The organism is Alloalcanivorax dieselolei B5 (assembly GCF_000300005.1).
Taxonomy (GTDB): domain Bacteria; phylum Pseudomonadota; class Gammaproteobacteria; order Pseudomonadales; family Alcanivoracaceae; genus Alloalcanivorax; species Alloalcanivorax dieselolei.
In genome coordinates this window covers 1,269,292-1,294,939 of record NC_018691.1, presented here as the reverse complement: position 1 = coordinate 1,294,939, position 25,648 = coordinate 1,269,292, and the positions used below count along the sequence as shown (strand labels likewise).

Below are 25,648 nucleotides of genomic sequence, written 5' to 3'. Positions count from 1 at the left end.
AAAGGCTCCGTTAAATTAAGCGGGGCATTATACGGTATGGCGGTCCTTCGCGGCAATCGGGGATCGCGGTGGATAACGCCCCTGTCCTGTGGGAAGCAACGCTTGCGACGACGGCGGGGGGCGCTTACATTGCGCGACATGACTTCATCACGCACCGAACCCTATTCCATCAGCCGTCTCAATCTGGAAGCCCAGGGACTGCTGGAAGGCAGTTTCCCGCTGATCTGGTTGCAGGGGGAGCTGTCCAATCTGTCCCGTCCCCGTTCCGGCCATTGGTATTTCAGCCTCAAGGACGATCGCGCCCAGGTCAACGGCGCCATGTTCCGCAATCGCAATCAGTTGCTACGCTTCCAGCCCCGAGATGGCCAGCAAGTGTTGGTGCGCGCCCGGGTCACGTTGTATGTGCCGCGTGGCGGTTTCCAGCTGGTGGTGGAGCACATGGAAGAGGCCGGCGAAGGGGCGCTGCGGGCACAGTTCGAGGCGCTCAAGGCGAAACTGGAGGCGGAAGGGCTGTTCGCCAGCGAACGCAAACGCCCCCTGCCCCGCTGGCCACGCCGCATCGGCGTGATCACCAGCCCCAGCGGCGCGGCGGTGCGCGATGTGGTGCAGGTGCTGACACGCCGCTGTCCCGGCATTCCGGTGCTGGTCTACCCGGCGGCGGTACAGGGCGATGAAGCACCAATGCAGCTGCGCCGGGCACTGGACCTGGCGGTGCGCCGGGCGGATTGCGACGTGCTGATAATCGGCCGTGGCGGCGGTTCGCTGGAGGATCTGTGGGCGTTCAATGATGAAGCCCTGGTGCGGGCGGTGGCGGCTTGCCCGATTCCCATCGTCTCGGCGGTGGGCCATGAGGTGGATGTGGCGCTGACCGATTTCGCCGCTGATTTGCGCGCGCCCACGCCGTCGGCGGCGGCGGAGCTGGTGAGCCCGGATGGCGAGGCGATTCTGGCGCGGCTGGATCAGTTGCAGCGCCGCCAGCACCGGGCGGTGGCGGGCACGCTGCAATACCGACGTCAGCGGCTGAGCCAGCTGGCCCACCGGCTGCAATTGCGCCACCCGCAACGGGAGCTGGAGCAGCGCCGGCAACAGGTGGACGAATACCAGGCCCGTCTGCAACGGGCGCTGCAACACAAGCAGACGCTGCTGCAGGCGCGACTGGATCGCTTGAAAGGACGGGTGATGCAGCAGTCCCCGCTTCAGCGGCTGGCGCTGCAGCGGCAACGTCTGCTGGGCCTGCAACGGCGGCTGCCGGTGCCGCTGCTGCACCAGCGCAGCCAGTTGCAGCAGCGGCTCACCGGGCTGGGCCGGCGGCTGCACACCGCCAGCCCGCTGGCAACGCTGGACCGGGGTTATTCGCTGACGCTGGCCGAGGGCCAACCGCTGCGTTCGGTGCAAACGCTGCGGGAAGGCCAGACCGTGGAAACGCGGCTGGCGGACGGCCGCTTCGAATCTAAAGTCACCCGGCTTCCGCCGTCTTCAGATAACGACTGAGCAATTTCGCCAGCAATTGCCGGCGGTAGGGTTTGGCCAGGTGGTCGTCCATGCCCGAGGCGAGGCAGCGTTCCCGTTCCTCTCCCAGGGCGTTGGCGGTGAGCGCGATGATCGGCACCGGCGAGCGGCCCGCCGCCCGTTCCCAGCGCCGGATCGCCCGGGTCGCTTCCAGACCGTCCATCACCGGCATTTGCACGTCCATCAGCACCACATCGAAGTTTTCCCCCTGGATGGTGTTGAGCGCGGTTTCGCCGTCGCCACAGCTGACCACTTCCAGCCCCAGATTTTCCAGCATGCGCGCCGCCACCATGCGGTTGACCAGGTTGTCTTCCACCAGCAGGGCGCGGCCGCGCAGGTGGCCGTCATCGATACGCGGGCCGTCGCTGGCCTGCTCCCCGGCGGCCCGGGCACGCACGCGCAACCGCAGGGTGAAGCAACTGCCCTCCCCGGCCCGGCTTTTGACGGCCAGATCGCCGCCGAGCATCTCCGCCAGGCGCCGGGCGATGGCCAGCCCCAGGCCGGTGCCACCGTAACGGCGTGACGGCGACGCGTCCAGCTGCGAGAACGCCACGAACAGGCGGTCGCGCTGGGCGTCGGAGATACCGATGCCGGTGTCGGTGACGGACAGCGACAGGTTCATCAGGCCGTGCTCGTCGGCGGAGGCCTGGATGGTCACCCGCACCCCGCCCTGCTCGGTGAATTTCACCGCGTTGGAGATCAGGTTGCTGAGAATCTGCCGCAGCCGCGTGGGGTCGGAATACAGGTCATAACCTTCCAGTTGCTCCAGCCCTTCCAGTTCCAGGTACAGGCCTTTGTGGCGGGCCACGTAGCGAAAAGTGCCGATGCAGTTTTCCAGTAGCGGGCCGGGGGCGAAGAAGGTCTGATCGATGTCCATGCGCCCGGCTTCGATGCGCGAGAAATCGAGGATGTCGTTGATCACTTCCAGCAAGTGGCCGGTGGATTCCAGCGCCGCCTGGGTGTACTCGCGCTGCTCCTCGTTCTGCCGGGTGGTTTCCAGCAGTTGCAGCATGCCGAGCACGCCATTCATGGGGGTGCGCAGTTCATGGCTCATCATCGCCAGGAAATCGGTTTTCGCCTGGCTGGCCTGCTGCGCGCTGCGATGGGCCTGCCGCAATTCCCCCATGGCCCGTTGCTGATCGGCACGGGCGCGCTCCAGACCGGAGGCCAGTTCGTTGATGTCCCGTTGCAGGTCCGACAGCTCCCCCTGCAGATGGTGGTCGCCGCGGGCGCGGTAATCACCGCCGCGAATCACCCGCACCAGGCCGGACAGATAGGACAGCGGCTCGGCGATGCGGCGGGCCAGATAACCGGCGCACACCAGGCCCACCATCATCGCCAACAAGGCCGGCACCAGGCTGGCGGCGAGGATCTCCTTTTGCCGCGCCGCCAGCAGTTCCGGAGCCAGCCCCAGCACCACTTCGCCGACCCGGTCTCCGGGATCCACATAACGCTCGGTTTCAGAGGCGGACAGCGGCTGCCGATAGATGCCGGCGCGGAATTCCAGCAGTCCGCCGCGCCCGTCGCTGGTGGCCCGGCCTTCGCTCAATAGCACCTGGCCGGTCTCGTCACGGAACGCCACGTAATAGACGTCCGGACGCTGCAGCGCCATGTTGGCGTGACGGCGCAGCTCCGAAGTGTTGCCGGAGAGCACCCCGTACTCGGCGGCGGCGGCCAGCTGGCGGGCCAGGAAGCCGCCCAGTTCGCGCACTTCGTTGTCGGCGTCCTGCAGGCGCTGCCAGGTGAGTGTCACCAGCACCAGAACCAGCATGATCAGCGCCGGTATCACACCGAGCCAGCGCAGCTGCCGGCGAATCCCCCCCTGGGCCATCATGGCTGTTCCTCCCATTTTCGTTGTAACGCCCGGGGTTCCCAAAGCGGCAGGTTATAGGCGCGTGCCACGTGCTCATTGACGCTGATGCTGCTGTCCTCGACAAAATCCGGCAACGGCCAGTGCCCTTGTTGCCGCCATTGGTGGAGCCAGCGCAATGTTTGCCGTGCCAACGCCGGCAAAGAGGGATGGACACTGGCGACACTGCCGGCGTTGACGAAACCCTGGCCGGGCCCGACCACGGGCACTCGTTGGCGGTAGCCGGAGAGTAAAATGAGTTTGGCGGTGCCGGCGTTGAACAGCGTCTCGTCTTCCGGCAGTAACAGCAAATCCCATTGCGGCAAGTGCCTTCTCAACAGCGGTCCGATACCGGCGGCGGAGGAAACCGACACCCAATCCAGTTGCAGGGCAGCGGTGGCCGCCGAAGGCAGTGGCTGCCAGGCACTGTCGGGGCCATACAAAACGCCAACGCGGCTGACACCGGGAAAGAGGATTTCGATCAGGCGCAACTGCTGCTCCAGCGCCACCCCACTCAGGATCGCACTGCACTGGCAGTTCCGGCGTCTGGCCTCATCGACCACCGCCGGCGGCACCGAAACGCCAAGCACCGGCCCGCCCTCCTCCACGGCGCGCCGAAACGGACCGGCGCCCAACGCCAGGGTTACGTCGGCGCCGCTCTCCACCAGACTCCAGGACAGCAGCGGCGGCACCTGCTCCAGGGCCAGCAGAAAGGCGCCGCGCTGCTGCGGCTGGTCGCTGATCACGCGCACCCGCAACGGATCGTCGGCCGCCGCCGACAGGGAATATAACGCGAGGGTTGCGAGCAGAATCCGGGCCTTCCTTGACCAGCGCACGCTCAGTGACCTCCCCGCGGTGCGACACCGATCCGCTCCCCGCCGGTTAAGGCGAAGAGTCGGACGTTATGGAAAAGGCGTCGCTCCGTCATAATCAGAACCGCAAAGCCAGGGTTAACCAGAATCGTTCATCGGCCCGGTAGCGATTCTCCGTGAACACCACCGGCTCGTTTTCCAGGAAGTGCTGCACCAGCAGGCGGGCCTCCAGATGGGTGGGGCCCAGGGCACGGCGATAAGCCAGTTGCAGGTCCAGGCGTTCGTACGGGTGATTGTTGTAGTCCCGCGCCAGGTAATAACCGCTGGAAAGCCACCAGTTCCGCAGAGCGTGCCATTCCCACAGGGCGCTGCCGCTGTCGCGGGCGGCGAAGCGTAATTCCGTGTCACGGTTGCTGCGGGTATGGATGTGGGCGCCGCTGAGACGCAACCAGTGACGCGCACCGGGCCGCCAGCTAAGCTGCGCTTCGGTGCCGCGGTGGGTGACCTTGCCGCTGTTGTCGGCGTCGAAATTCACCGGACTGATGGGGCCGCTGATCAGATCCCAGAGTTCTTCCTGGAAATAACGCAGGTCCAGTTCCATCTCACCGAAGTGGCCGTAGTAGCCCCATTCCCGGGAGCGGATGCGTTCCGGTTTGAGATTGCCATCGGCCTGTTCGCTGACGAAGAAGTAAGCCGGATCCCAACCCAGCCAGTCCGCGGTGCGGTCGCCGAAAGGCCCGTTGAGCCGGCTGATCGGCGCGTTGGAATGGGCCTGGTCCTCGTAGATGTCCGGCGAGCGCAGGCCGCGGGCGTACACCCAGCGCAAATGGTGCCCGGGCATCAATCGCCAGGACAGACCGACGCGTGGCGTGAAATGCTCGCCGTTGAGGTCATCGTATTCCCAGTACCCGCCCAGATTGGCGGTGAGTCGGGACAACGGCTTCAGCGCCAGATTGGCGAAAGCACGGCGGCTGACGTTATCGGCGGTCCCGCTGAGGTAGGTTTGCGAGCTGCCCCGGTCGTAGCGAAGATTGAGTCCCGCCACCAGCCGCGCCCACTGGCTGATCTGAACGGTATCCTGAATCTCCAGATCGTAGCGATGCTCGTGCACATCGAGGTAGCTGGTGCCACAAAAACGGTCGGCGCCGCTACTGAGCAAGGCGGCGTAGCGCTGCCGCACCGCCGGGTCGGCGGAGGCGGCGGACAGCGTGGCGTCGATATCACCCTCGTTGGCCCAATACAGATCCCGCATTTCCCGGGAGAAAAACAACCCGCCACCGGCACCGTGCTGCCCGGTAAGCGGGTCGAAATAGCACATGCTCAGCGGCAGTTTTTCATCGGAATACTGGGCGTAACCCGAAACTTTCAGTTGGTGCCAGTCGGACAGCTGGCGTTCCCACACCATGCCGGCGAAGGCGCTGTCGTCGCGCTGTATCGCCAACCCCTGATAGTCGCCCAGCCCGCGCAGACTGCTTTCCGGCGCCCGCTCCAGTTTTGAACGGCTGCCCCCGAGGTAAAGGCTGAGCACGTCGCCGTTGCCCAGCTCCCAGACCCCGCGGCCGTTGACGGTATGGCTGCGCTTGGCGTCGCCGTCCTCCATCGGCGGCAGACCGGCGTCGTAGCCATCGTCGCCGCGACTTTCCACGGAGATCCGGAAGGCGCCGTTGCCGTGGTGCCAGCCGCCGCTGACGTAGGCATCACGAATGCCATTGTTGCCAGCGCGCAGACGTGCCTCCTGGCCTTCGCTGTCGCGCGGGTCGCGACTGATGATGTTGATCACGCCGGCAAAGGCGTTGGCGCCGTAGGCCGCGGCGGCCGGACCACGGGTGACTTCAATACGCTCCACGTCTTCCAGAGCAATGGCCAGATCGTTCCAGTTGACCCGGGCCAGCGCCGGCCGATAGACACTGCGACCGTCGAGCAGTACCAACATGCGGCGGTGATCGCGGGCCTGGGTGCCGTGATAGGACACCGACGGTATATTGCCGTCGGCCTTGGCCACGCTCATGCCGGGCACCAGCCGCATGACCTGATACAGTTCCCGGGCGCCGCTGGCGCGGATCATGTCCTGGGTGATGATGGTGACGCTGGCGGGGACTTCGGAGAGCGGCTGATCGAGGCGGGCCGGGGTCAGGACCCGGGGAATATCCGGGCCGGCCATTTCCTGGGCATGGCTCAGCCCCACCGTACTTGCCAGTACGGCGGCGGACCAGAGCCGCATTCCACAGTGGTATCGCACCCCGTGCTCCCCCCGCTTGATCCGGAACCGTGCCGTCCCCACGACGGCAGCCGTTCTCCGTTTTTTCTATCGGAATCCGAGTTATTTCTTGATGTGCTTCATCATGCGCCGACGACGGCGGATCTGCCGATCGGTCAGCGGATTCTTGCGCCCCTCGTAGGGGTTGTCGCCGGATTTCAGCTCCAGCCGGATCGGCGATCCTTCGATTTTCAGCAGTTCCCGGAACCGGTTCTCCAGATAACGCCGGTAACTGACCGGCAATGAATCGGTGCGGTTACCGTGAATTACCACCACCGGCGGGTTCGAGCCGCCCAGGTGCGCGTAACGCAGCTTGGCGCGAAAACGGCCGCTACGGGGCGGCGGATGGGCATGGGTGATGTCTTCCAGCATGCGCGTCAGGGCATTGCTGCCGATCTTGATGAAAGCGGAATCCCAGGCCCGTTCCACCAGACCAAACAGGTCGCCGACGCCGGTGCCGTGCAGGGCGGAGATGAATTTTATTTTGGCCCAGGGCACGAATTGCAGGCGACGATCCAGTTGCTGTTTGACCCAGTCCTTGTGATCGCTTTCCAGGCCATCCCACTTGTTCATGGCGATCACCAGGGCACGGCCGGCTTCCAGCACATAGCCCAGCAGGTGCAGATCCTGGTCACTGATGCCGTCGCGGGCATCCACCACCAGCAACACCACCTGGGCGGCGTCCACCGCCTGCAGCGCCTTGATCACCGAGAATTTTTCGATGGTCTCGTGGACTTTGCCCCGGCGGCGCACCCCGGCGGTGTCGATCAGCACATAAGGCCGGCCATTGCGTTCGAACGGCACTTCAATGGAGTCCCGAGTGGTGCCGGCCTGGTCGAATACCACCACCCGCTCTTCACCGAGTATACGGTTGATCAGTGTGGATTTACCCACATTGGGGCGGCCCAGCACCGCCACCCGCACGGTGTCCGGATCTTCCGGTTCTTCCTCTTCACCGGTTTCTTCCGGTTCGGGGAAGACGGCCAGCACTTCGTCCATCAGCGCGCGCACGCCACGCCCGTGGGCGGCGGCGATGGGCAGCACCTGGGTCAGCCCCAAAGCGTAAAAATCCGCCATGGCGGAATCCGGGTCCAGGCCATCGGTCTTGTTCACCACCAGGAACACCGGCTTGGGCAGCTTGCGCAACTCCGAGGCCACCTGCTGATCGGCGGCGGTCAGCCCGGCGCGGCCATCCACCATGAACAGCACGGCGTCCGCTTCGCCCACGGCAAGCAAGGCCTGATCGGTCATCGGCCGGTCTATGCCCTCCTCGCTTTCGCCGATACCGCCGGTATCGACCACGATATAGGGCCGGTCGCCCATGCGGCCGTCCCCGTACTTGCGGTCACGGGTGAGCCCGGGAAAGTCCGCCACCAGGGCGTCCCGGGTACGGGTGAGGCGATTGAACAGGGTGGACTTGCCCACATTGGGGCGGCCCACCAGGGCGATAACCGGTTTCATGCGGCACTCTGACGGTATATTGGGGCGCTATGGTATTAACTTAGCGGGAAAGTTGCCAAATTAATCGGCAATGGCGGGGGGCCGGCGGCCACGGGACGACTGTAGGAACCAGCCCTGCTGGCGAACCGGCCAGGCAAAAAATTTCACTAGCAGGGCTCGCTCCTACAGCCGCTTCGTAGCCCGGTCTGTGGGAAGCGCCCGGCGGCGCTCCACTTCAGACTGGTCGGCGAATCACGGTGCCCGTTCGGGACTGACCAGTTCGGATCAGTCCCGGGCTTCCAGGCGGTAGGCGGCCAGACGGCCCTCGCTGCCGAGCACGTAGATGACCTCGTCGTGGCGGATCGGCGCGGACACAATGGGCTTGCCGCGATGGCGATAGCGCGCCACCAGCTTGCCGTCGCTCTGATCCATCCAGTGCAGATAGCCTTCGTAGTCACCGACCACCACCAGGTCGTCCTGCACCGTGGTGCCGGTGAGGCGGCGGCCATAGAGCTTGTCCTGCTGCCACAGGAAGGTGCCGCTGCGCTGGTCGACGCCGCGCACCAGGCCCTGGTCATCGCTGACGAACAGCGTGCCCAGATCGGAACTGAGGCGCTGGTGGCTGGAAATGTCCTTGGCCCAGTAAGGGCGGCCGTTTTCCCAGTCCAGTACCGCCACTTTGCCCTGGAACGTGGCGGTGAACACACCGCCGTTCTCCACGATCAGGCTGGTGTTGATGTCCACCAGGCGGTCCAGCTCGGAACGGCCGGTGGGCTCGGCCACCCGGCGCTCCCAGATCGGCGAACCGGTCTGTTCGTCCAGGCACACCACCTTGCCGCCGGAAAACGCCGCGTAGACACGTCCGGCGGTCACCACCGGCTGAGTGCCACCCAGCAGAATCAGGTTGGGAATGGCGGTCTCGTACTCCCAGCGCGGCTCTCCGGTTTCACTATCAAGCGCCTGGATACGGCCGTCGATGGTCTGGTACAGCGCCAAGGAACTGGTGCCAGTGGGGGCGGAGAGGATCTCGCTGCTCAACTGGCGGCGCCACAATTCGCTGCCATCCTCGGCGGACAGCGCCACCGCCTCGCCTTCCCGGGTGCCGTAGTAGACCTTGCCGTAGCCGGCGAAGAGGCCGCCGGAGATGCGATCCTCGGTCTTTTTACGCCATTGCCGGTCGCCGTCTTCGCGGTTGAACGCGTAGACCTGACCGTGCACGTCGGCGGCGAACACCTGCTGGCTGGTCACCGCCGGGCTCAGTTTCATCGAGGTCTCGTCCATGCCGTCGCCGGCATTGGCTTTCCACAGCCGTTTGACCTTGTAGGCACTGTCGAAGTCCGGCAGATCATTGGGCTCGATGGCGTTGGGGTTGCTGCTGCATCCGGTCAGCACCAGCGCGCCCGCCACCAGGGCCACCAGGCCACGCGTGGTGAGGGAGCGGCGCAGACCGCCGGAGGCTTGGGAGGCTTTAAGAGGCTGCATAAATCTCACGATTGACGGTTCAGGTCATCCAGTTTCATTTGCACGCGGTCACTTCCCCCCTGGCCGCCCATGGCTTCCAGTGCGGAAGCATAAGCGTCCCGTGCTTCGTCCCATTGCTGCCTGGCCTTGGCGACATCGCCTTTGAGTTCCAGGGCCTGCCCCTGCATGGACTCAGGCCAGGTACGGCCCAATTCCTTGCCGGCGGCATCCAGCTCGTTCTGGGCGATCAACACGCGCACCAAGCGTAAACGGGCCACGTGTTCCAGTTCCTTGGTGGCGGGTTTGTCCACCACCAGGCGCAGCTGGCTGGCGGCTTCGTCCAGATCGCCGTCCTGCGCCGCCAGTTTGGCCAGTGCCAGATGGGCGTAACCGGCGTAGCTGCTGCCGGCGAACTGGTCGATCAGCGCCGCGGCGTTGGTTTTCACCGCGTCGGCATTGCCGTCGCCGTCGCCGGTCGGCATCGCGCCGATCATCTTCTCGTACAGGCCGGAGGCCTTGCCGGCTTCAACGCTTTGATGCTGCTGCCATTGCCGCCAGCCAATCATGGAACCCACCGCCAGTACGATCACCACTACCGTGGCCACGCCGTTTTTCTGCCACCAGTTGCGCAGACGCTCGGCTTGTTCTTCTTCGTCACGGATGTAATCGGCCACCCCTGTTTCTCCTTACGCTTGTGATCTTGCGAGACGTTCGGCCAGCCAGTCGGCCAGGTCGGTCTCGGGCAATTGCTGTTGTTCCGCGTCTTCACGCAGCGGTTTCACCGCCACTTCCCCGCGCGCCACTTCGTCCTCGCCGAGGATCAGCGCGTAGCGGGCGCCGCTGCGGTCGGCTTTTTTCATCTGGCTCTTGAAGCTGCCGCCACCACAGTGGGTGACGATACCGACGCCGGGGAGCCGGTCCCGCAGGCGCTCGGCCAGGGCCAGAGCCTGGGACTGCACTTCGCCCATGGCAGCAATATAGAGTGCCACCGGCGCCGGCAGTTCCGGGTTTTGTTGTTCCAGCAGCAGAATCAGCCGCTCCAGGCCCATGGCGAAGCCCACCGCCGGGGTCGGCTTGCCACCCAGTTGCGCCACCAGGCCGTCGTAACGGCCGCCGGCGCACACCGTGCCCTGGGCGCCCAGAGCCCGGGTGGTCCATTCGAATACGGTTTTGCCGTAATAGTCCAGCCCGCGTACCAAATAAGGGTTGAGGCGGTACTCGATCCCGGCGGCTTCCAGTAACGCACACAGCCTGCGGAAGTGCTCGCGGGCATCGTCGTTAAGAAAGGCTTCCAGCCGCGGTGCCTGCTCCAGCACTTCGCGGGTGCCGGCGTCCTTGCTGTCGAGCACGCGCAGCGGATTGCGTTCCAGCCGGCGGCGGGAGTCGTCGTCCAGGCGCTCGCTGTGCTCACGCAGATACGCCACCAGGGCATCACGGTAGCGGGCGCGGTCTTCGGCGTCTCCCAGTGAATTCAGTTCCAGGGTCACCTGATCGGATAACCCCAGGGCTTTCCACAGACGCGCGGAGAGCAGAATCACCTCGGCGTCGATGTCCGGCCCGTCCATGCCAAAGGTTTCCACGCCGATCTGGTGGAACTGGCGATAGCGGCCGGCCTGCGGACGCTCATGGCGGAACATGGGCCCGGCGTACCACAGCCGCTGGGTCTGATTGTAGAGCAAACCATGCTCCTCGGCGGCGCGCACGCAGCTGGCGGTGCCTTCCGGGCGCAGGGTCAGGCTGTCGCCGTTGCGGTCCTCGAAGGTGTACATCTCCTTCTCGACAATATCGGTGACTTCACCGATACCGCGCTTGAACAGATCGGTCTGTTCCAGGATCGGCGTACGGATCTCCTGGTAACCATAGGCCGCCAGCACCCCGCGCACCTTGTCTTCCAGCCACTGCCACAGCGGTGTCTGCTGCGGCAGGATGTCGTTCATCCCGCGAATGGAGGTGATCTTCTTGCTCACCGGTTCTCCTTGTTAACGCTCGACGCCCGACGCTGGACGCCCGACGCTTGAAACCTGACCGGAAACAACAAACGCCGGAGACTTGCCGCTTTTCGGCGTCAAGCGTCCGGCGTTCGGCATCCGGCGTTCTTTATTCACTACGCGCGATAATACCCTTGGCTTCGTCATCGCGCATTTTTTGCACCTTGGTACGCACCATCCGCTCCAGTTCACTCACCAGGTCTTCCTGCTTGACGTGGTGGCTCTTCTGGCCGTCCTCATAGGACAGATTGTTAGGGGTGCCGCCGGTGAGGCCGACATCGGCTTCCCGCGCTTCACCAGGGCCGTTGACCAGGCAGCCGATCACCGCCAGGTCCACCGACTCGTTGATGTCCTCCAGACGCGCCTCCAATTCGTTGACGGTCTGGATCACATCGAAGTTCTGCCGCGAGCAGCTCGGGCAGGCGATGATGTTGACGCCTTTTTTGCGCAGGTTGAGGCTCTTGAGAATATCGAAACCGACGCGGATCTCCTCCACCGGATCGGTGGCCAGGGAGATACGGATGGTGTCGCCAATGCCTTCCAGCAGCAGACCGCCGAGCGCCACCGCGGATTTCACCGTACCGGAGCGGAACGTGCCGGCCTCGGTGACACCCAGGTGCAGGGGCTGCTCCACCTGGGTGGCCAGCTTGCGGTAGGCTTGCAACGTCATGAACACGTTGGAGGCCTTGACGCTGATTTTGAATTCCTGGAAGTCGTAGCGGTCGAGAATCTCCACGTGCCGCAACGCCGACTCCACCAGCGCGTCGCTGCAGGGTTCGCCGTATTTGCGTTGCAGTTCCTTTTCCAGCGAGCCGGCGTTGACCCCGATACGGATCGGGACCCCGTGGTCACGGGCGGATTGGATCACCGCCCGCACCCGGTCCTCGCGCCCGATATTGCCCGGGTTGATACGCAGGCAGTCGGCGCCTTCGTCGGCCACTTTCAGGGCGATCTTGTAATCGTAGTGGATGTCCGCCACCAGCGGCGCCTGCACCTGTTTCCGGATCTTGCCGAAGGCCTCGGCGGCGTCCATGGTCGGCACCGAAACCCGCACGATATCGGCCCCCACCTCTTCCAGGCGGCGAATCTGCGCCACCGTGGCGTCCACGTCGCAGGTGTCGGTGTTGGTCATGCTCTGCACGGAGATCGGCGCGTCACCGCCAACGGGCACGGATCCCACATGAATCTGCCGGGATTTGCGGCGTTGAATGGAAATTTCCGGTTCCATACTGACTCCTGAAGAGCTGAAACGTCTGATCGACCCGTCACTGCCCGGCACCGGGTCGGGCATTCAACAGCGTTAGGCGGCCGCGGAGACCACGGTAAACGGGGCTACGGTAACGAGAAACGCAACACCTGGCCTGATCCGCTGCCGGGCAGGGTTTCCGCCTTGCCGTTGAGCGTCATCTCGCTGACCGCGGCGGCGTCGCCGACGGTTAGCCGATAAGGCGCTTCGCCATTTAGGGACACGCGATCACCGGCGCTCTGCACGCCTTCCACCAGGCGCTTGCCGGTGGCGTCCACGACCCGGATCCAGCAATCGCGGGAAAAGGCCAATTCCAGCCGATCGCCACCGGCTGCCGCCACCGCGGCTCCCGTTTCACTGTCCGCACCGGCCTCACTGGTCGGCTCCGGGGTCCCCGCCTGTGACTCCACGGCTTCGACCCCACTGTCAGAGCTATTATCCTCCGTATTGGAAGACGGCTCCATGACAGGTTCCGGGGTGGTCGTTCCGGAGTCCAGGGAGGGCTCCGACGGCGATGTCGGGGCGTCCGTATCGGACCCGGTATCAGCCGGCGCTGCTGGTGCCGCCTCCGGCACCACGGATTCTTCCACCGTATCGGGGTACGTACCCGGCGGCTCGGGCTCACCAGCGGAGGGCCATAACCACCATGCCAGAACCAGCAGTAACAGGACCAGTAGTACCAGCAATAGCGGCCAGCGCCAATCACGACGGTTGCTCAGGGGTTCATGCAGGGATTCGGTGGGCACCGGCTCCCGGCGGTTCTGGTTCACATGTTGCTGAAAGCGGGACGCCAGTTCCTCACCGGGCAGCCCGAGCAGCCGGGCGTAATTGCGCAAATACCCTTTAATAAAGGGCGGCTCGGGCAAACGCCCGTAGTCATCTTCCTCGAGAGCCTGAAGGTAGCTCATCGAAAGGTGCAGGTGTTCGGACACTTCCTCACGGGTCATACCCCGCTCTTCACGCACTCGACGCAACTCGGCGCCGGGCAGTTCCGTCCCTGACTCGCTCATTAAGGTGCCTCCTGAGCGCCGCGCCACTCCTGCCAGAGCCGATATTCACGGGAACCCCGGTGGAGATTCTGCAACGCAAGCTCATAACTGGATTGTTGGTCTTTACGGCCCAACGCGTGGGCCAGCCGCACCCCCAGCCACAACCCGGCGGGGTCCTGTCGACCCACCCGCTGGGTGTATTGTTGGTAATAGTCCCAGCCCAGATCGTAGCGCTGATCCTGATAATACAGCCGCGCCAGTTCCAGATTCGGTGTCACGGATCGCGGTTGCAGACGAAGCGCCTTGATAAAGGCTTCTTTCGCCTGCTCCGGCTGGTTCAGGCGCAGATGGCACAGGCCGATATTGCTATAGGCACTGCCCCGCCCTTCATAACCGGGATCGTTGGCGACCCGGCCGAACAGCTTGAGCGCTTCCTGGTACCGACCCTGGCTGTACAGCAGGGTTCCGTAATTGTTCAATGCCGGCGCGTAATCACCGTCGATCCGCAAGGCGCGCTTGTAGTGGCGTTCCTCATTCTCCGGATCGCGCTCGTAGTTATACAACAGTGCCATGGCATTGTGTGCCTTGGCACTGTTGTCATTGAGTGACAGAGCCCGGGAAAAATGTCGCCGGGCCTCGCTGGGATTGCCCTGCTGAAGATATTGAAGACCAGCGGCGACACGGCTGGTGACCGCTTCATCCACCTTGACGTTGTTACGACTGCTCTCCACCGCGCAGCCGGACAGCCAAAGGCCTCCGGCCAGTGCCACAACCAAAAAATGTCGTTTTATCATACAGACGCCGCATTGCCATCGGCCTGTTCGGTGCGGTGAAACACCGATTTTTTCCAACGTTCGGCACGACGGGTGCGGTCCTGCACCGTGCCCACCAATTGTCCGCAGGCGGCGTCGATGTCGTCGCCCCGGGTGGTGCGTACCGTGGTCAGCAGGCCATGGTCATTAAGGAATTTATGGAACTCCAGGATGTCTTTTTTCCGGGAGCGCTCATAGCCAGCGTGGGGGAAGGGGTTGAAGGGAATCAGGTTGACCTTCACCGGAATGCCGTTGAGCAGCTTGACCAACTGCCGGGCGTGCTCCGGTTTGTCGTTCACGTCACGCAGCATCACGTATTCCATGGTGATGGTGTTGTGACGGTGAGTAATATTGTCGCTGTAGCGTTTGCAGGCGGCCATCAGCTCCGCCAGCGGGTATTTGCGATTGAGCGGCACCAGTTCGTTGCGCAGCTCATCGTTGGGCGCGTGCAGACTGACCGCCAGCGCCACATCCAGATCCCGGCTGAGCTGGTCGATCTTCGGCACCACGCCGGAAGTGGACAGGGTAATGCGCTTCTTGCCGATGCCGTAACCCAGGTCGTCCTTCATGATGCGCATGGCGGTGAGTACGGCGTCGTAGTTCAGCATCGGCTCGCCCATGCCCATCATCACCACGTTGGTGATCGGATGCTCGCCCAGATTACGGCGTGGGCCGAACGCGCGGCCCGCCTGCCAGACCTGGCCGATGATCTCGGCGCTGGTCAGATCGCGCTGGAAACCCTGTTTACCGGTGGAGCAGAAGCCGCAATCCACGGCGCAGCCCACCTGGGAGGACACACACAGGGTGCCGCGGCGGCCATCGGGGATGAACACGGTTTCCACCGCGCCGCCGCCGTCGGCCTCGAACACCCACTTGCGGGTGCCATCCCGGGAAATACCTTCGTGCAGCACTTTGGGGCCACGGATTTCCGCCACTTCGGTCAGCTTCTGGCGCAGCGCCTTGCCGACGTCGGTCATCTGGTCAAAATGGTCCGCCTGATGGTGATGGATCCACTTCATCACCTGTTGGGCACGGAATTTCTTCTCCCCCATTTCGAGGAAGAACGCTTCCATTTGCTCACGGCTGAAACCGAGCAGATTGACCTTTTGCGGGGCACTCATGGCTTCCTCCTGCGGCGGCGTCACGCCCCGCCCTGCGGCGAGGCGCTTACCCACCACCTTAGCGGGTGCGCGGGCAGATTTCTTCGTCGGCGAAGAAATAGCTCACTTCACGGGCGGCGGACTCGGTGGAGTCGGAGCCGTGTACCGCGTTTTCGTCGATGGTTTCGGCGAAGTCGGCGCGAATGGTGCCGGCTTCCGCTTCTTTCGGGTTGGTGGCGCCCATCAGGTCACGGTTCTTGAGTACCGCGCCTTCGCCTTCCAGTGCCTGCACGATGACCGGGCCGCTGGTCATGAAGGCCACCAGATCACCGAAGAAAGGACGCTCCTTGTGCTCGGCGTAGAAGCCCTCGGCCTGCTCACGGCTCAGGTGCAGCATTTTCATGGCCACGACCTTCAGGCCCGCTTTTTCGAAACGGCCAACGATCTCACCGATGACGTTTTTGGCCACGGCGTCGGGCTTGATGATCGAGAGAGTACGCTCTACTGACATCGCTGTGTCTTCTCCAGAATTGCATGAATTTGCATTGCTTGTATTGAATAGGCGCCCGCGCCATTCGGCCGGCCGCGCCCGTGGACTCGGCCTGGGCGGTCCTCGCCGCGATCCGGGGGCCTGAAACCGGCGGATTATACGCATCCGGGGCTAAATATGATACCGTTGGCGCCGGTTTCAGCCCCCCGGGCCGCCGTCTATTGATCCCATCGCCACTCTGGATTCCACCCCGCCGTCGGATCCCGTATAATACCTGACTAAATTACTCTGGTATTCTGAGATTATGAGCAGCCAAGCCGAACTGGACAAAGTCATCCGCTCCGAGTACGAGGCCGGATTCACCACCCTGGTGGAGTCCGACACCCTGCCGCCGGGGCTCAGCGAAGACGTCATCCGCTTCATCTCCGCCAAGAAAGGAGAGCCGGAGTGGCTGCTGGAGTGGCGTCTGGAAGCCTATCGCAAATGGCGGGAAATGCCGGAGCCGGAGTGGGCCCATCTGCATTATCCGAAGGTGGACTATGACGCCATCTCCTACTATTCCGCGCCGAAAAGCATGGAAGACCGGCCGAAAAGCCTGGATGAGGTGGATCCTGAGCTGCTTGACACCTACAAGAAGCTCGGCATCCCCCTGCACGAACAGGAAATGCTCGCCGGGGTGGCGGTGGACGCGGTGTTCGACTCGGTTTCCATTGGCACCACCTTCAAGGAAAAGCTGGGTGAGGCCGGGGTGATCTTCTGCTCCATTTCCGAGGCGGTGCAGGAACATCCTGAACTGGTACGGAAATACCTGGGTTCCGTGGTGCCCAAGAGCGACAACTTCTTCGCCGGGCTCAATTCCGCGGTATTCACCGACGGCTCCTTTGTTTACATCCCCAAGGGCGTGCGTTGCCCGATGGAGCTGTCCACTTACTTCCGCATCAACGAAGCCAACACCGGGCAGTTCGAGCGCACCCTGATCGTTGCCGACGAAGGCAGCTACGTGAGCTATCTGGAAGGCTGCACCGCGCCGCAGCGTGATGAGAATCAGCTGCACGCGGCGGTGGTGGAGCTGGTGGCCCTGCCCGGCGCCGAGATCAAATATTCCACGGTGCAGAACTGGTATCCCGGCGACGAGAACGGCAAGGGCGGCATTTACAACTTCGTCACCAAGCGCGGCGTCGCCCATGACAACGCCAAGATCAGCTGGACCCAGGTGGAAACCGGCTCGGCGATCACCTGGAAATACCCGTCCGTGGTGCTGCGCGGCGACAACGCCGTGGGCGAGTTCTATTCCGTGGCCCTGACCCGCCACGCGCAACAGGCGGACACCGGCACCAAGATGATCCACCTGGGCAAGAACACCAAGAGCACCATCGTTTCCAAGGGCATTTCCGCCGGCAGGAGCTCCAACGCTTATCGCGGCCTGGTACGGATGGGCCCACGCGCGGAGAACGCCCGCAACTTCACCCAGTGTGACTCGCTGCTGCTGGGCGATCGCTGCGGCGCCCACACTTTCCCGTACATCGAGTCCAAGCACCCCAGCGCCACGGTGGAACACGAGGCCACCACCTCCAAAGTGAGCGACGACCAGTTGTTCCTGTGCCGGCAGCGCGGCATCGATCCGGAGAAAGCGATTTCCATGATCGTCAACGGCTTCTGCAAGGAAGTGTTCAAGGAACTGCCGATGGAATTCGCGGTGGAGGCCGGCAAGCTACTGGAAGTGAGTCTGGAAGGGGCAGTTGGTTAGTTAACAGTTGATAGTTAACAGTTAATAGCGAAAACCGGCCCCAGGCCTCGTCCTCCGCAGCGAAGCGTTGCGGGAAAGTCTTAGACAGTTAATATATAGGCGTTATTTACATGCTGGAAATTCGTGATCTGCACGCCGCCGTCAACGGCAAAGCCATTCTCAAGGGTCTGGATCTGACCGTGAACCCGGGCGAAGTACACGCCATCATGGGGCCCAACGGCTCGGGCAAGTCCACCCTGGCCAACGTGCTGGCCGGTCGTGACAATTACGAGATCACGGGCGGCCAGGCCACCCTGGACGGTCATGATCTGGCGGAGCTGGAACCGGAGGAGCGCGCCCAGGCCGGCCTGTTCCTGGCGTTCCAGTACCCGGTGGAAATTCCCGGCGTGTCCAACATGGAATTTCTCAAAGCGGCTCTGGAAGCGGTACGCAAGGCCCAGGGCAAGGAAGAATGGGACTCGGTGACGCTGCTGCGCAAGGCCCGCGAAGCCTGCAAGCAGGTCAACCTGGACGCTCAGTTCCTCAAGCGCGGTGTTAACGAAGGTTTCTCCGGCGGCGAGAAGAAGCGCAACGAGATCATGCAGATGCTGCTGATGGAGCCGCGTCTGGCCCTGCTCGACGAAACCGACTCCGGTCTCGATATCGATGCTCTGCAAACCGTGGCCCGGGGCGTCAACTCCCTGCGCAGCCCGGAGCGTGGCATCGTGTTGGTCACGCACTATCAGCGCCTGCTGGATTACATTGTGCCGGACCACGTTCACGTGCTTTCCGATGGCCGCATCATTAAATCCGGCGGCAAGGAACTGGCTCAGGAACTGGAACAGAAAGGCTACGGCTGGCTGACCGGCGAGGAAGAGTCCGCATGAGCCTCCCTTCGAAACAACAGGGCCTGGAACTGAAGACCCTGGCGATGGCAAACGCGCGCCGGTCGGAAGCCGGGGACGCGCTGGCGCCGCTGCGCGGCGACAGCCTGAGCGCCCTGGAGGCCGCCGTATTCCCCGACCGCAAAACCGAGCAGTGGAAATACACGTCCCTGCATCCACTCACCGACGGCCACCTGAGCACCGCCGCCGACGGCGCCCTGCCCGAGCCCCTGCCGAACCTGGCCGCCCATCGCCTGGTGATGAGCAACGGCCGCTTGCAGGAGGCCTTGAGCCAGTTGCCGGAAGGCGTGACGCTGCGTCGTCAGGCCGGACAGCGTGACGAGCTGCTAACGCCGTTCGCGCTCTACAACGGCGCGGCGCTGACGGACGCCATCACTCTGGAAGTGGCCGCCAACACCGAAGTCAGCGCGCCGCTGCACCTGCTGCTGCACGCCGCCAGTGATGCGCCCGCCCATTGCCAGACCCGGGTGGAAGTGCTGTTGAATCCGGGCAGCAAGCTGACCCTGATCGAGCATTACATCGGCCAGGGCCCGGTGCTGAACAACGCGGTGACCGTGATCGAGGCCCGCGACAACGCCAGCCTCACCCACTACCGGCTGCAAAGCGAACGGGAAGACACCCTGCACATCAGCACCTTGCTGTTCCGGCAGACCGGTGCCAGCCGCATCGACAGCTACCAGTTGATGGGCGGCAACCGGCTGCGCCGCAACGACGTGCGCGCCCTGCTGGAAAAAAGCGGCGCCGAACTGAACATGCAGGGCGTGTTCGTGGCCCGTGGCCAAAGCCACATCGACAATCAGCTGTGCGTGGAACACCGCGTGCCGCACTGCACCTCCAATCAGGTGTTCAAGGGTCTGGCCGGCGAAAAGGGCAAGGCGATCCTCAACGGCCGCATTCACATCCACCAGGGCGCCATGGGCACCCTGGCGGAACTGAGCAACAAGAACCTGTTGCTGAGCCCCGGCGCCGAGATCTATACCAAACCGGAACTGGAAATTTACAACGACGATGTGAAGTGCGCCCATGGCGCCACCGTCGGCCAACTCGACGCCGCCCAGCAGTTCTACCTGCAATCCCGGGGCATCGCGCTGGCGGAAGCCAAGCGCATGCTGAGTCTGGGCTTCGTCAACGAACTGATCCTGGCATTGCCGGACGAGAGCGTGGCGCAGTGGGTGCAGCCGTGGCTGGCGGGGGAATTGAGCCAGTATCCCGGCGCCAATGAGGAAGCGGCATGAGCCTGAATGTTTCCGCGCTGCGCGACGCCTTCCCGATTCTCCACCAGGAGGCCAACGGCAAACCGCTGGTGTACCTGGATAACGCCGCCACCACGCAAAAGCCGCGGGCGGTGATCGACGCGATACGGGATTACTACCAGGGCACCAACAGCAACGTGCACCGGGGCGCTCATTACCTGAGTGACCGCGCCACCGCGGACTTCGAAGCGGCGCGGGACACCGTGGCGGCGTTCCTCAACGCCGATCGCGAGGAGATCATCTGGACCAAGGGCACCACCGAAGGCATCAACCTGGTGGCCCAGTGCATCGGCCGCGAGCGGCTCAAGGCCGGTGACGAAGTGCTGATCACCACCCTGGAGCACCACGCCAACATCGTGCCCTGGCAGCAGGCCTGCCTGGCCACTGGCGCCAGCCTCAAAGTGGTTCCCCTGCGCGAGGATGGCGGCGTGGATACCGAGGCGTTCCACCGGTTGCTGAATGAGCGCACCCGCATCGTGGCGCTGTCCCATGTCTCCAACAGCCTGGGCTCGGTGACGCCAGTGGCGGAGCTGATCGCCGCCGCCAGGGCCGTCGGCGCCATCACCCTGGTGGACGGCGCCCAGGCGGTGTCGCACTTCCCGGTGGATGTGCGCGCGCTGGACTGTGATTTCTACGCCTTCTCCGGCCATAAGCTGTTCGGCCCCACCGGCATCGGCGCCCTGTATGGCCGCCGCGAGCTACTGGAGGCCATGCCGCCTTACCAGACCGGCGGCGAGATGATCGAAGTGGTGACGTTCGAGAAGAGCACCTGGAATCAGTTGCCGTACAAATTCGAGCCGGGCACGCCGAACATCGCCGGCGTGGTCGGCCTGGGCGCGGCCATCCGCTGGCTCCAGGGGCAGGACCGGGACGCGCTGGCGCACCATGAGCAGGCCCTGTTGAGCGCCGCCCATGAACAGGCAGAGGCGTTCCCGGGGTTGAAAATCATCGGTAACGCCGCCACCAAGGTCGGTGTATTGTCGTTTCTGTTGGACGGCGCCCACCCCGCCGATGTCGGCGTGCTGCTGGACAAGCAAGGCGTGGCGGTGCGCACCGGGCATCATTGCTGCATGCCGCTGATGGACAGCCTCGGCATTCCCGGTACCGTGCGCGCCTCGTTTTCGATCTACAATACCCTTGATGAGGTGGACGTCCTGTTCCAGGCACTCCACAAAATACGTTCTTTTTTATAGGTGATGATGTCATGACGGTACAGACTTTCGTGCCCGGCCAGGCGCAAATTCACCTGACCGAATCCGCCCGCCGCCAGGCTCTCAAAGAGATCGAGCGCGCCGGGGCCGCCGGTATCCGCTTGAACCTGGATGAGTCCGGCTGCTCCGGTTACATGTACGTGCTCGACTTCGTCGACGAACCGCGCGAGGGCGACACGCGCTTCGACATCGACGGCATTGCGCTCTACGTGCCGGAGAAATGGCTGCTGATGCTCAACGGTCTCGAAATCGATTACGTCACCGAGGGCGTCAACAGCCTGTTCAAGTTCCGCAACCCCAACGCCACCGGCGAATGCGGCTGCGGTGAAAGCTTCACCGTGCACGAGGTCTGAAGGTCTTGACCAACGTACCCTCCACCTCAGAGCAACGCACCGTGGTGGTCAGCCGGGACGTACCCGCCCGGCTGGTTCCCAACGGCACCCGCATCACCATCAAGAAGAATGCCTTCGTCAATCTGCGTCAGGCGCTGGGCGGCACTTATACGGTGACCGTGAACGGCAATATGGCGCGCATCGACGGCACCGACGCGGATGCCATCGGCCAGCAACCGCTGGAGCTGGATTTCGACGCCGCCGAGGCGGACGGCACGGTGCGGGACGAGGATCTTGAGAAGACCCTGAAAACCATCTACGACCCGGAAATTCCGGTGAATGTGGTCGATCTGGGCCTGGTTTACGGCTGCGATGTGATTCGCAGGGACAACCAGAATGTGGTGCAGGTACGCATGACACTCACCGCTCCCACCTGCGGCATGGGCCCGGTCCTGGTGGGCGATGTGGAAGACCGGCTGGCCAAGGTCCCCAACGTCGACACAGTGGAAGTGGCGCTGGTGTTCGACCCGCCCTGGAGCCGGGATATGATGACCGAAGAGGCCCAACTGGAACTGGGCCTGTTCTGACGGCAGTAATTGAGAAGGTGGTTCAACTTGTCTGATTTCGATATTCGCGCCATCACCCTGGGTGAGAAAATCACCGCCGAGGATGTCCGTGACGACCTGGAATTCCTGGACGACTGGGAAGAGCGCTACCGCTACATCATTGATCTCGGCAAGCAACTGCCGGAACTGCCGGAATCCTTGCGCACCGAAGACCGCTTCGTGCGCGGCTGCCAGAGCCAGGTATGGCTGGTCACCGACTACGATGACGGCGAGGGCCGCCTCTATCTGGCGGTGGATTCCGACGCCATCATCGTGCGCGGGCTGGCGGCGATCGTACTCACCGCCCTCAACCGCCGCTCGCCGGAACAGATCGCGGCGGTGGACATGGATGCCTTCTTCCAGGACATCGACCTGTTCGGCCATCTCAGCCCCACCCGTGGCAACGGCCTGCGTGCCATGGTGGCCCGCATCAAGCAGGAAGCGGCGGCCCTGGCCGCCTGATCCTCGAGAGCTTTCCGACGTTCAGGCGGCCGGTTCCAGGCGCACCACGAAGCGCCGCACGCCGCCGTCCACCTGCTCCGATTCCAGTATTTCCACCTTCTCCCCGTAGAACGCCGCCACACCGTGGACACAGCCCAGCGCCAACAGGCTCAGATCCCGGTGGGAACGGTATTCCACCTGCAGCACCCGTGGCTCCAGCTCACGCACATCAATGCGCGGCGGCGTCGCCTCCGGGTTCTTCAGACGAATGACCCGCTGGTGAATGCGTTCTTCCACGTTGAGCAGGAACGCCACCGCGTCCCATTCCCGTGGAATCATCGCCCGGTACATATTGATCAGGGGCGGGATCACCCAGGCGCCGAATTCCTCCAGCAAATCATCACGGTGCAGCCCGGTGACCGACTGCAGCGCCGCCACCAGGTCCTCCAGATGGCTGTCCGGGTAAAGTTGAATCGGCACGTGCAGGCAATCGGTCAGGCCCGCTCGGTGGTTGACGTCATCCCATACCGACTGACCATAGCGGTCGGTAACGAAATGACGTAAATGGGCAAGGATCACTCCGTGCATGGTTGGCTCCGTCCTTTGGTGTGCTTACGCCGAAGACCGAAGCAAGCAGCAAGCCGGTTACGGAGCCTTCCGTCGGACAAAAAGAACCGCTTATCCCCTTTGAGCGGCGGCGTCACGCAGGCGGGTGACCACCTGCGTCACATTCTGTATTACCGTGTCGATTTGCGTCTCATCGGTGAAGCGGCCCACCGAGAAACGCAGTGAGCCGTGCGCCAGCGAATCGGACACCCCCATCGCCTTGAGCACATAGGACGGCTCCAGTGACGCCGAGGTGCAGGCGGAACCGGTGGACACCGCCACGCCGGTCAGCGCGGTCAGCAGCATCTCCCCTTCCAGCCCTTCGAAGGCCACGTTCATATGGCCGGGCAAACGCGGCGCGCCGGCGCCATTAAGGGACACACCGGGCAACGCCCGAATGCCATCCCACAAGCGATCCCGCAACGCGGCGATACGCGTGTTTTCTTCATTCCGGCCCGCCATGGCCAGTGACAGGGCCTCGCCCATGGCGACAATCTGGTGGGCGGGCAAAGTGCCCGACCGCATGCCGCGCTCATGGCCGCCACCGTGGATCTGGGCGGTGACCCGGACATCCGGGTGGCGCCGCACATAGAGCGCACCAATGCCTTTCGGGCCGTAAATCTTGTGGGCACACAGGGAGACCATGTCCACCGCGGTTTCCCGCACATCCAGCGGTAATTTACCCATGCTCTGGGCGGCGTCGGTGTGGAACAGAACACCACGACCCCGGCACAACGCGCCGATGGTGTCGATGTCGTTGATCACTCCGGTTTCGTTGTTGGCATGCATGATCGACACCAGCACGGTGTCCTCGCGCATCGCCTCTTCCACCGCCCGCGGGGTGATTCGGCCATCCGGCTCCGGCGTCAGATAGGTAACCTCGACGCCACGCCCTTCCAGCCAGCCGCAAGGGTCCAACACCGCCTTGTGCTCGGTGGCGGAGGTGATCACGTGACCGCCGCCACGCTGCTCCAGAGCGCCCTTGATGGCCAGATTGTTGGCCTCGGTGGCACCGCTGGTCCAGACGATTTCCCGGGGATCAGCGTTGAGTGCGTCCGCCACCTGGCGACGGGCGTTTTCCACCGCCTCCTCCGCCAACCAGCCGTAAAGATGACTGCGCGACGCCGGATTCCCGAAGGTTCCGTCCGGCCCGAGAAAACGCACCATCGCCTCCACCACCCGGGGATCCACCGGGGTGGTGGCGGCGTAATCCAGATAAACCGCTTGCGACATGGACGTTGATTACTGTGTTGATGATGGAAGGATCAAAGCGTGCTGACCGGCACCCGGTTCAGCTGGCTCTGCGTGGCCTTCTGGCGCTCCGCCACCTGCCGAACCTCATTGCGGGATACCAGTTCGCCCAGCGTGATGTGCGACAGGAAATCCTGGATCTGATCCGACAGATCACACCAGAGATGGTGCGTCAGACAAATGTGGCCATCCTGGCAGTCGCCATTGCCGCCACAACGGGTGGCATCCACGGACTCGTCCACGGCGGCGATCACCGAGGCCACATCGATGTCGTCGCTGTCCCGGCTCAGCCTGTAGCCGCCGCCGGGACCGCGCACACTGCTCACCAGATGCCGCCGGCGCAACTTGGCGAACAGCTGCTCCAGATAGGAAATGGAAATTCCCTGACGCTCGGAGATGTCCGCCAGGGAGACCGGGCCTTCATCCGCGTGAAGAGCCAGATCCAACATCGCGGTCACCGCGTATCGGCCTTTGGTGGTTAATCGCATACCCACACCCTTGGTACGTGAATAGGAAGTCAGACTATAAAGACCAACCAAATCAGTCAAGTATTATCGGAGAATAATTGATAACCGTTCTCATGTAAAAAGGTCTGAACAAGAAATAGACGGTTGGTTCCCGAAATGGCCCGGATCGACTTCCTCGTTCTTGACAGCGCCCCGGAGCTCACGGACAATTCGCGGCCTTGAAACATGGCAAGGTAGCTCAGCTGGTTAGAGCACAGCACTCATAATGCTGGGGTCGGCGGTTCAAGTCCGCCCCTTGCTACCAAACGAAACAAGGGCTTAGCCGCAAGGCTAGGCCCTTGTTGTTTGCAGCATGTATACCTATCTTCAGGCCTCAGTTCGACATGTCGAACTGAAAGCCAGCCCGCGCTCAATCAAGATTGTTGTTTTTCGAGCCATCCGGGTTTGAAACCGGCGTTTTTACGCCATTGATGTTCCTTATATGGTGACCAGGGTACTTACCGCTCTCAATGCCCTTAACAAACTGCTTTAAGGTCATATCTACACCAGTAACGTTGTCGTGAAACTTCAGATTCCTGCCTGAATCGCTTTCTTTTGTGACGGAAATTCGTTTTCTAGCCACTATTCACCTGTATCGTCGTGGATGTTGGGTTGTTCAATAATCGCACAACGAAAAACTGTACACAAGAACAGTACCGGCCTTTTGGTCAGCCACAAAAAAGGACCGCCCTTAGTCACCCGTTCTCGCTAAAGCAGCTCTTTTCCAGCAGGCGGTACATGAAGTCAGGCCCTATTCTTCTAGGTAAGTCGTTGTCGGAATCTGGAACGCTACGGTTCACCCGAAGCGGATCTGATAGAGACACCCAACCCGGCTATCCCGCGACACCTTTTTCGCTTC

24 protein-coding genes and 1 tRNA gene are annotated in these 25,648 nt (G+C 63.2%); 9 read left to right on the top strand and 16 right to left on the bottom strand.

Annotated features, from left to right (window positions below; translation table 11 throughout):
- Positions 1–138 precede the first annotated feature (138 nt).
- On the top strand, positions 139–1,491 hold the full coding sequence (gene xseA / locus B5T_RS05920; protein WP_014993566.1) for an exodeoxyribonuclease VII large subunit: 1,353 nt from the start codon (positions 139–141) through the stop codon (positions 1,489–1,491).
- On the opposite strand, the gene B5T_RS05915 is transcribed toward xseA, so the two are convergent.
- The 12 genes from B5T_RS05915 to ndk form a co-directional block, all read right to left on the bottom strand.
- Positions 1,457–3,343, bottom strand: coding sequence for an ATP-binding protein (locus B5T_RS05915; protein ID WP_014993565.1), 1,887 nt, complete (start codon positions 3,341–3,343; stop codon positions 1,457–1,459). The genes xseA and B5T_RS05915 overlap by 35 nt on opposite strands.
- A complete protein-coding gene (locus B5T_RS05910) occupies positions 3,340–4,194 on the bottom strand; it encodes a type 1 periplasmic-binding domain-containing protein (protein ID WP_014993564.1) in 855 nt (284 codons plus the stop codon). The genes B5T_RS05915 and B5T_RS05910 overlap by 4 nt, the downstream gene beginning before the upstream one ends.
- Positions 4,195–4,288: 94 nt before the next feature.
- Complete coding sequence (locus tag B5T_RS23720; protein ID WP_269147541.1) at positions 4,289–6,409, bottom strand: TonB-dependent receptor plug domain-containing protein; 2,121 nt, start codon at positions 6,407–6,409, stop codon at positions 4,289–4,291.
- An 81-nt stretch (positions 6,410–6,490) separates the two neighbouring features.
- The gene (gene der / locus B5T_RS05900; protein ID WP_014993562.1) at positions 6,491–7,888 is read right to left on the bottom strand and encodes a ribosome biogenesis GTPase Der; all 1,398 of its coding nucleotides are present in this window, start codon (positions 7,886–7,888) and stop codon (positions 6,491–6,493) included.
- A gap of 264 nt (positions 7,889–8,152) precedes the next feature.
- The gene (gene bamB / locus B5T_RS05895) at positions 8,153–9,349 is read right to left on the bottom strand and encodes an outer membrane protein assembly factor BamB (protein ID WP_014993561.1); all 1,197 of its coding nucleotides are present in this window, start codon (positions 9,347–9,349) and stop codon (positions 8,153–8,155) included.
- A 5-nt stretch (positions 9,350–9,354) separates the two neighbouring features.
- Positions 9,355–10,002, bottom strand: a complete 648-nt coding sequence (locus B5T_RS05890; RefSeq protein WP_014993560.1) for a YfgM family protein — start codon at positions 10,000–10,002, stop codon at positions 9,355–9,357.
- A gap of 12 nt (positions 10,003–10,014) precedes the next feature.
- Entirely contained in the window at positions 10,015–11,295 is a 1,281-nt protein-coding gene (gene hisS / locus B5T_RS05885) for a histidine--tRNA ligase (RefSeq protein WP_014993559.1), read from the bottom strand.
- A 130-nt stretch (positions 11,296–11,425) separates the two neighbouring features.
- Positions 11,426–12,544 carry a flavodoxin-dependent (E)-4-hydroxy-3-methylbut-2-enyl-diphosphate synthase gene (gene ispG, locus B5T_RS05880; protein WP_014993558.1) on the bottom strand — a complete coding sequence of 373 codons (1,119 nt, stop codon included), beginning with the start codon at positions 12,542–12,544 and terminating at the stop codon, positions 11,426–11,428.
- Positions 12,545–12,648: 104 nt separating this feature from the next.
- Positions 12,649–13,572, bottom strand: coding sequence for a RodZ domain-containing protein (locus B5T_RS05875; protein WP_014993557.1), 924 nt, complete (start codon positions 13,570–13,572; stop codon positions 12,649–12,651).
- Positions 13,572–14,345 (bottom strand): type IV pilus biogenesis/stability protein PilW, encoded by a 774-nt coding sequence (pilW, locus tag B5T_RS05870; RefSeq protein WP_014993556.1) that lies wholly within the window; start codon positions 14,343–14,345, stop codon positions 13,572–13,574. The genes B5T_RS05875 and pilW overlap by 1 nt, the downstream gene beginning before the upstream one ends.
- Positions 14,342–15,484 (bottom strand): 23S rRNA (adenine(2503)-C(2))-methyltransferase RlmN, encoded by a 1,143-nt coding sequence (gene rlmN / locus B5T_RS05865; protein ID WP_014993555.1) that lies wholly within the window; start codon positions 15,482–15,484, stop codon positions 14,342–14,344. Before rlmN ends, pilW begins: the two co-directional genes overlap by 4 nt.
- Before the next feature lie 58 nt (positions 15,485–15,542).
- A complete protein-coding gene (gene ndk, locus B5T_RS05860) occupies positions 15,543–15,974 on the bottom strand; it encodes a nucleoside-diphosphate kinase (protein ID WP_014993554.1) in 432 nt (143 codons plus the stop codon).
- A gap of 283 nt (positions 15,975–16,257) precedes the next feature.
- On the opposite strand from ndk, the gene sufB reads away from it, so the two are divergent.
- The 7 genes from sufB (at position 16,258) to B5T_RS05825 (ending at position 22,447) form a co-directional block, all read left to right on the top strand.
- Positions 16,258–17,700 (top strand): Fe-S cluster assembly protein SufB, encoded by a 1,443-nt coding sequence (gene sufB / locus B5T_RS05855; RefSeq protein WP_014993553.1) that lies wholly within the window; start codon positions 16,258–16,260, stop codon positions 17,698–17,700.
- 110 nt (positions 17,701–17,810) lie between these two features.
- Positions 17,811–18,566 carry a Fe-S cluster assembly ATPase SufC gene (sufC, locus tag B5T_RS05850; RefSeq protein ID WP_014993552.1) on the top strand — a complete coding sequence of 252 codons (756 nt, stop codon included), beginning with the start codon at positions 17,811–17,813 and terminating at the stop codon, positions 18,564–18,566.
- Positions 18,563–19,819, top strand: coding sequence for a Fe-S cluster assembly protein SufD (gene sufD / locus B5T_RS05845; protein WP_014993551.1), 1,257 nt, complete (start codon positions 18,563–18,565; stop codon positions 19,817–19,819). The genes sufC and sufD overlap by 4 nt, the downstream gene beginning before the upstream one ends.
- A complete protein-coding gene (locus B5T_RS05840; RefSeq protein ID WP_014993550.1) occupies positions 19,816–21,030 on the top strand; it encodes an aminotransferase class V-fold PLP-dependent enzyme in 1,215 nt (404 codons plus the stop codon). The genes sufD and B5T_RS05840 overlap by 4 nt, the downstream gene beginning before the upstream one ends.
- Before the next feature lie 11 nt (positions 21,031–21,041).
- The gene (locus B5T_RS05835; RefSeq protein WP_014993549.1) at positions 21,042–21,401 is read left to right on the top strand and encodes a HesB/IscA family protein; all 360 of its coding nucleotides are present in this window, start codon (positions 21,042–21,044) and stop codon (positions 21,399–21,401) included.
- A gap of 5 nt (positions 21,402–21,406) precedes the next feature.
- Positions 21,407–21,967 carry a putative Fe-S cluster assembly protein SufT gene (gene sufT / locus B5T_RS05830; protein ID WP_041716895.1) on the top strand — a complete coding sequence of 187 codons (561 nt, stop codon included), beginning with the start codon at positions 21,407–21,409 and terminating at the stop codon, positions 21,965–21,967.
- A 27-nt stretch (positions 21,968–21,994) separates the two neighbouring features.
- On the top strand, positions 21,995–22,447 hold the full coding sequence (locus B5T_RS05825; RefSeq protein ID WP_014993547.1) for a SufE family protein: 453 nt from the start codon (positions 21,995–21,997) through the stop codon (positions 22,445–22,447).
- A gap of 21 nt (positions 22,448–22,468) precedes the next feature.
- On the opposite strand, the gene B5T_RS05820 is transcribed toward B5T_RS05825, so the two are convergent.
- From B5T_RS05820 to iscR, 3 genes are all read right to left on the bottom strand, one after another.
- Positions 22,469–23,014: a heme NO-binding domain-containing protein gene (locus B5T_RS05820; RefSeq protein ID WP_014993546.1), complete on the bottom strand. Its 546-nt coding sequence runs from the start codon at positions 23,012–23,014 to the stop codon at positions 22,469–22,471.
- Positions 23,015–23,104: 90 nt separating this feature from the next.
- Entirely contained in the window at positions 23,105–24,265 is a 1,161-nt protein-coding gene (locus tag B5T_RS05815; RefSeq protein WP_014993545.1) for an IscS subfamily cysteine desulfurase, read from the bottom strand.
- Positions 24,266–24,297: 32 nt separating this feature from the next.
- Entirely contained in the window at positions 24,298–24,771 is a 474-nt protein-coding gene (gene iscR, locus B5T_RS05810) for a Fe-S cluster assembly transcriptional regulator IscR (RefSeq protein ID WP_014993544.1), read from the bottom strand.
- A gap of 206 nt (positions 24,772–24,977) precedes the next feature.
- Between iscR and B5T_RS05805 the strand changes: the two genes are divergently transcribed.
- Positions 24,978–25,054 (top strand) — tRNA-Met (locus B5T_RS05805).
- Between the two features lie 105 nt (positions 25,055–25,159).
- Here the strand turns inward: B5T_RS05805 and B5T_RS22485 are convergent.
- On the bottom strand, positions 25,160–25,372 hold the full coding sequence (locus B5T_RS22485) for a hypothetical protein (protein ID WP_081586828.1): 213 nt from the start codon (positions 25,370–25,372) through the stop codon (positions 25,160–25,162).
- Positions 25,373–25,648 lie beyond the last annotated feature (276 nt).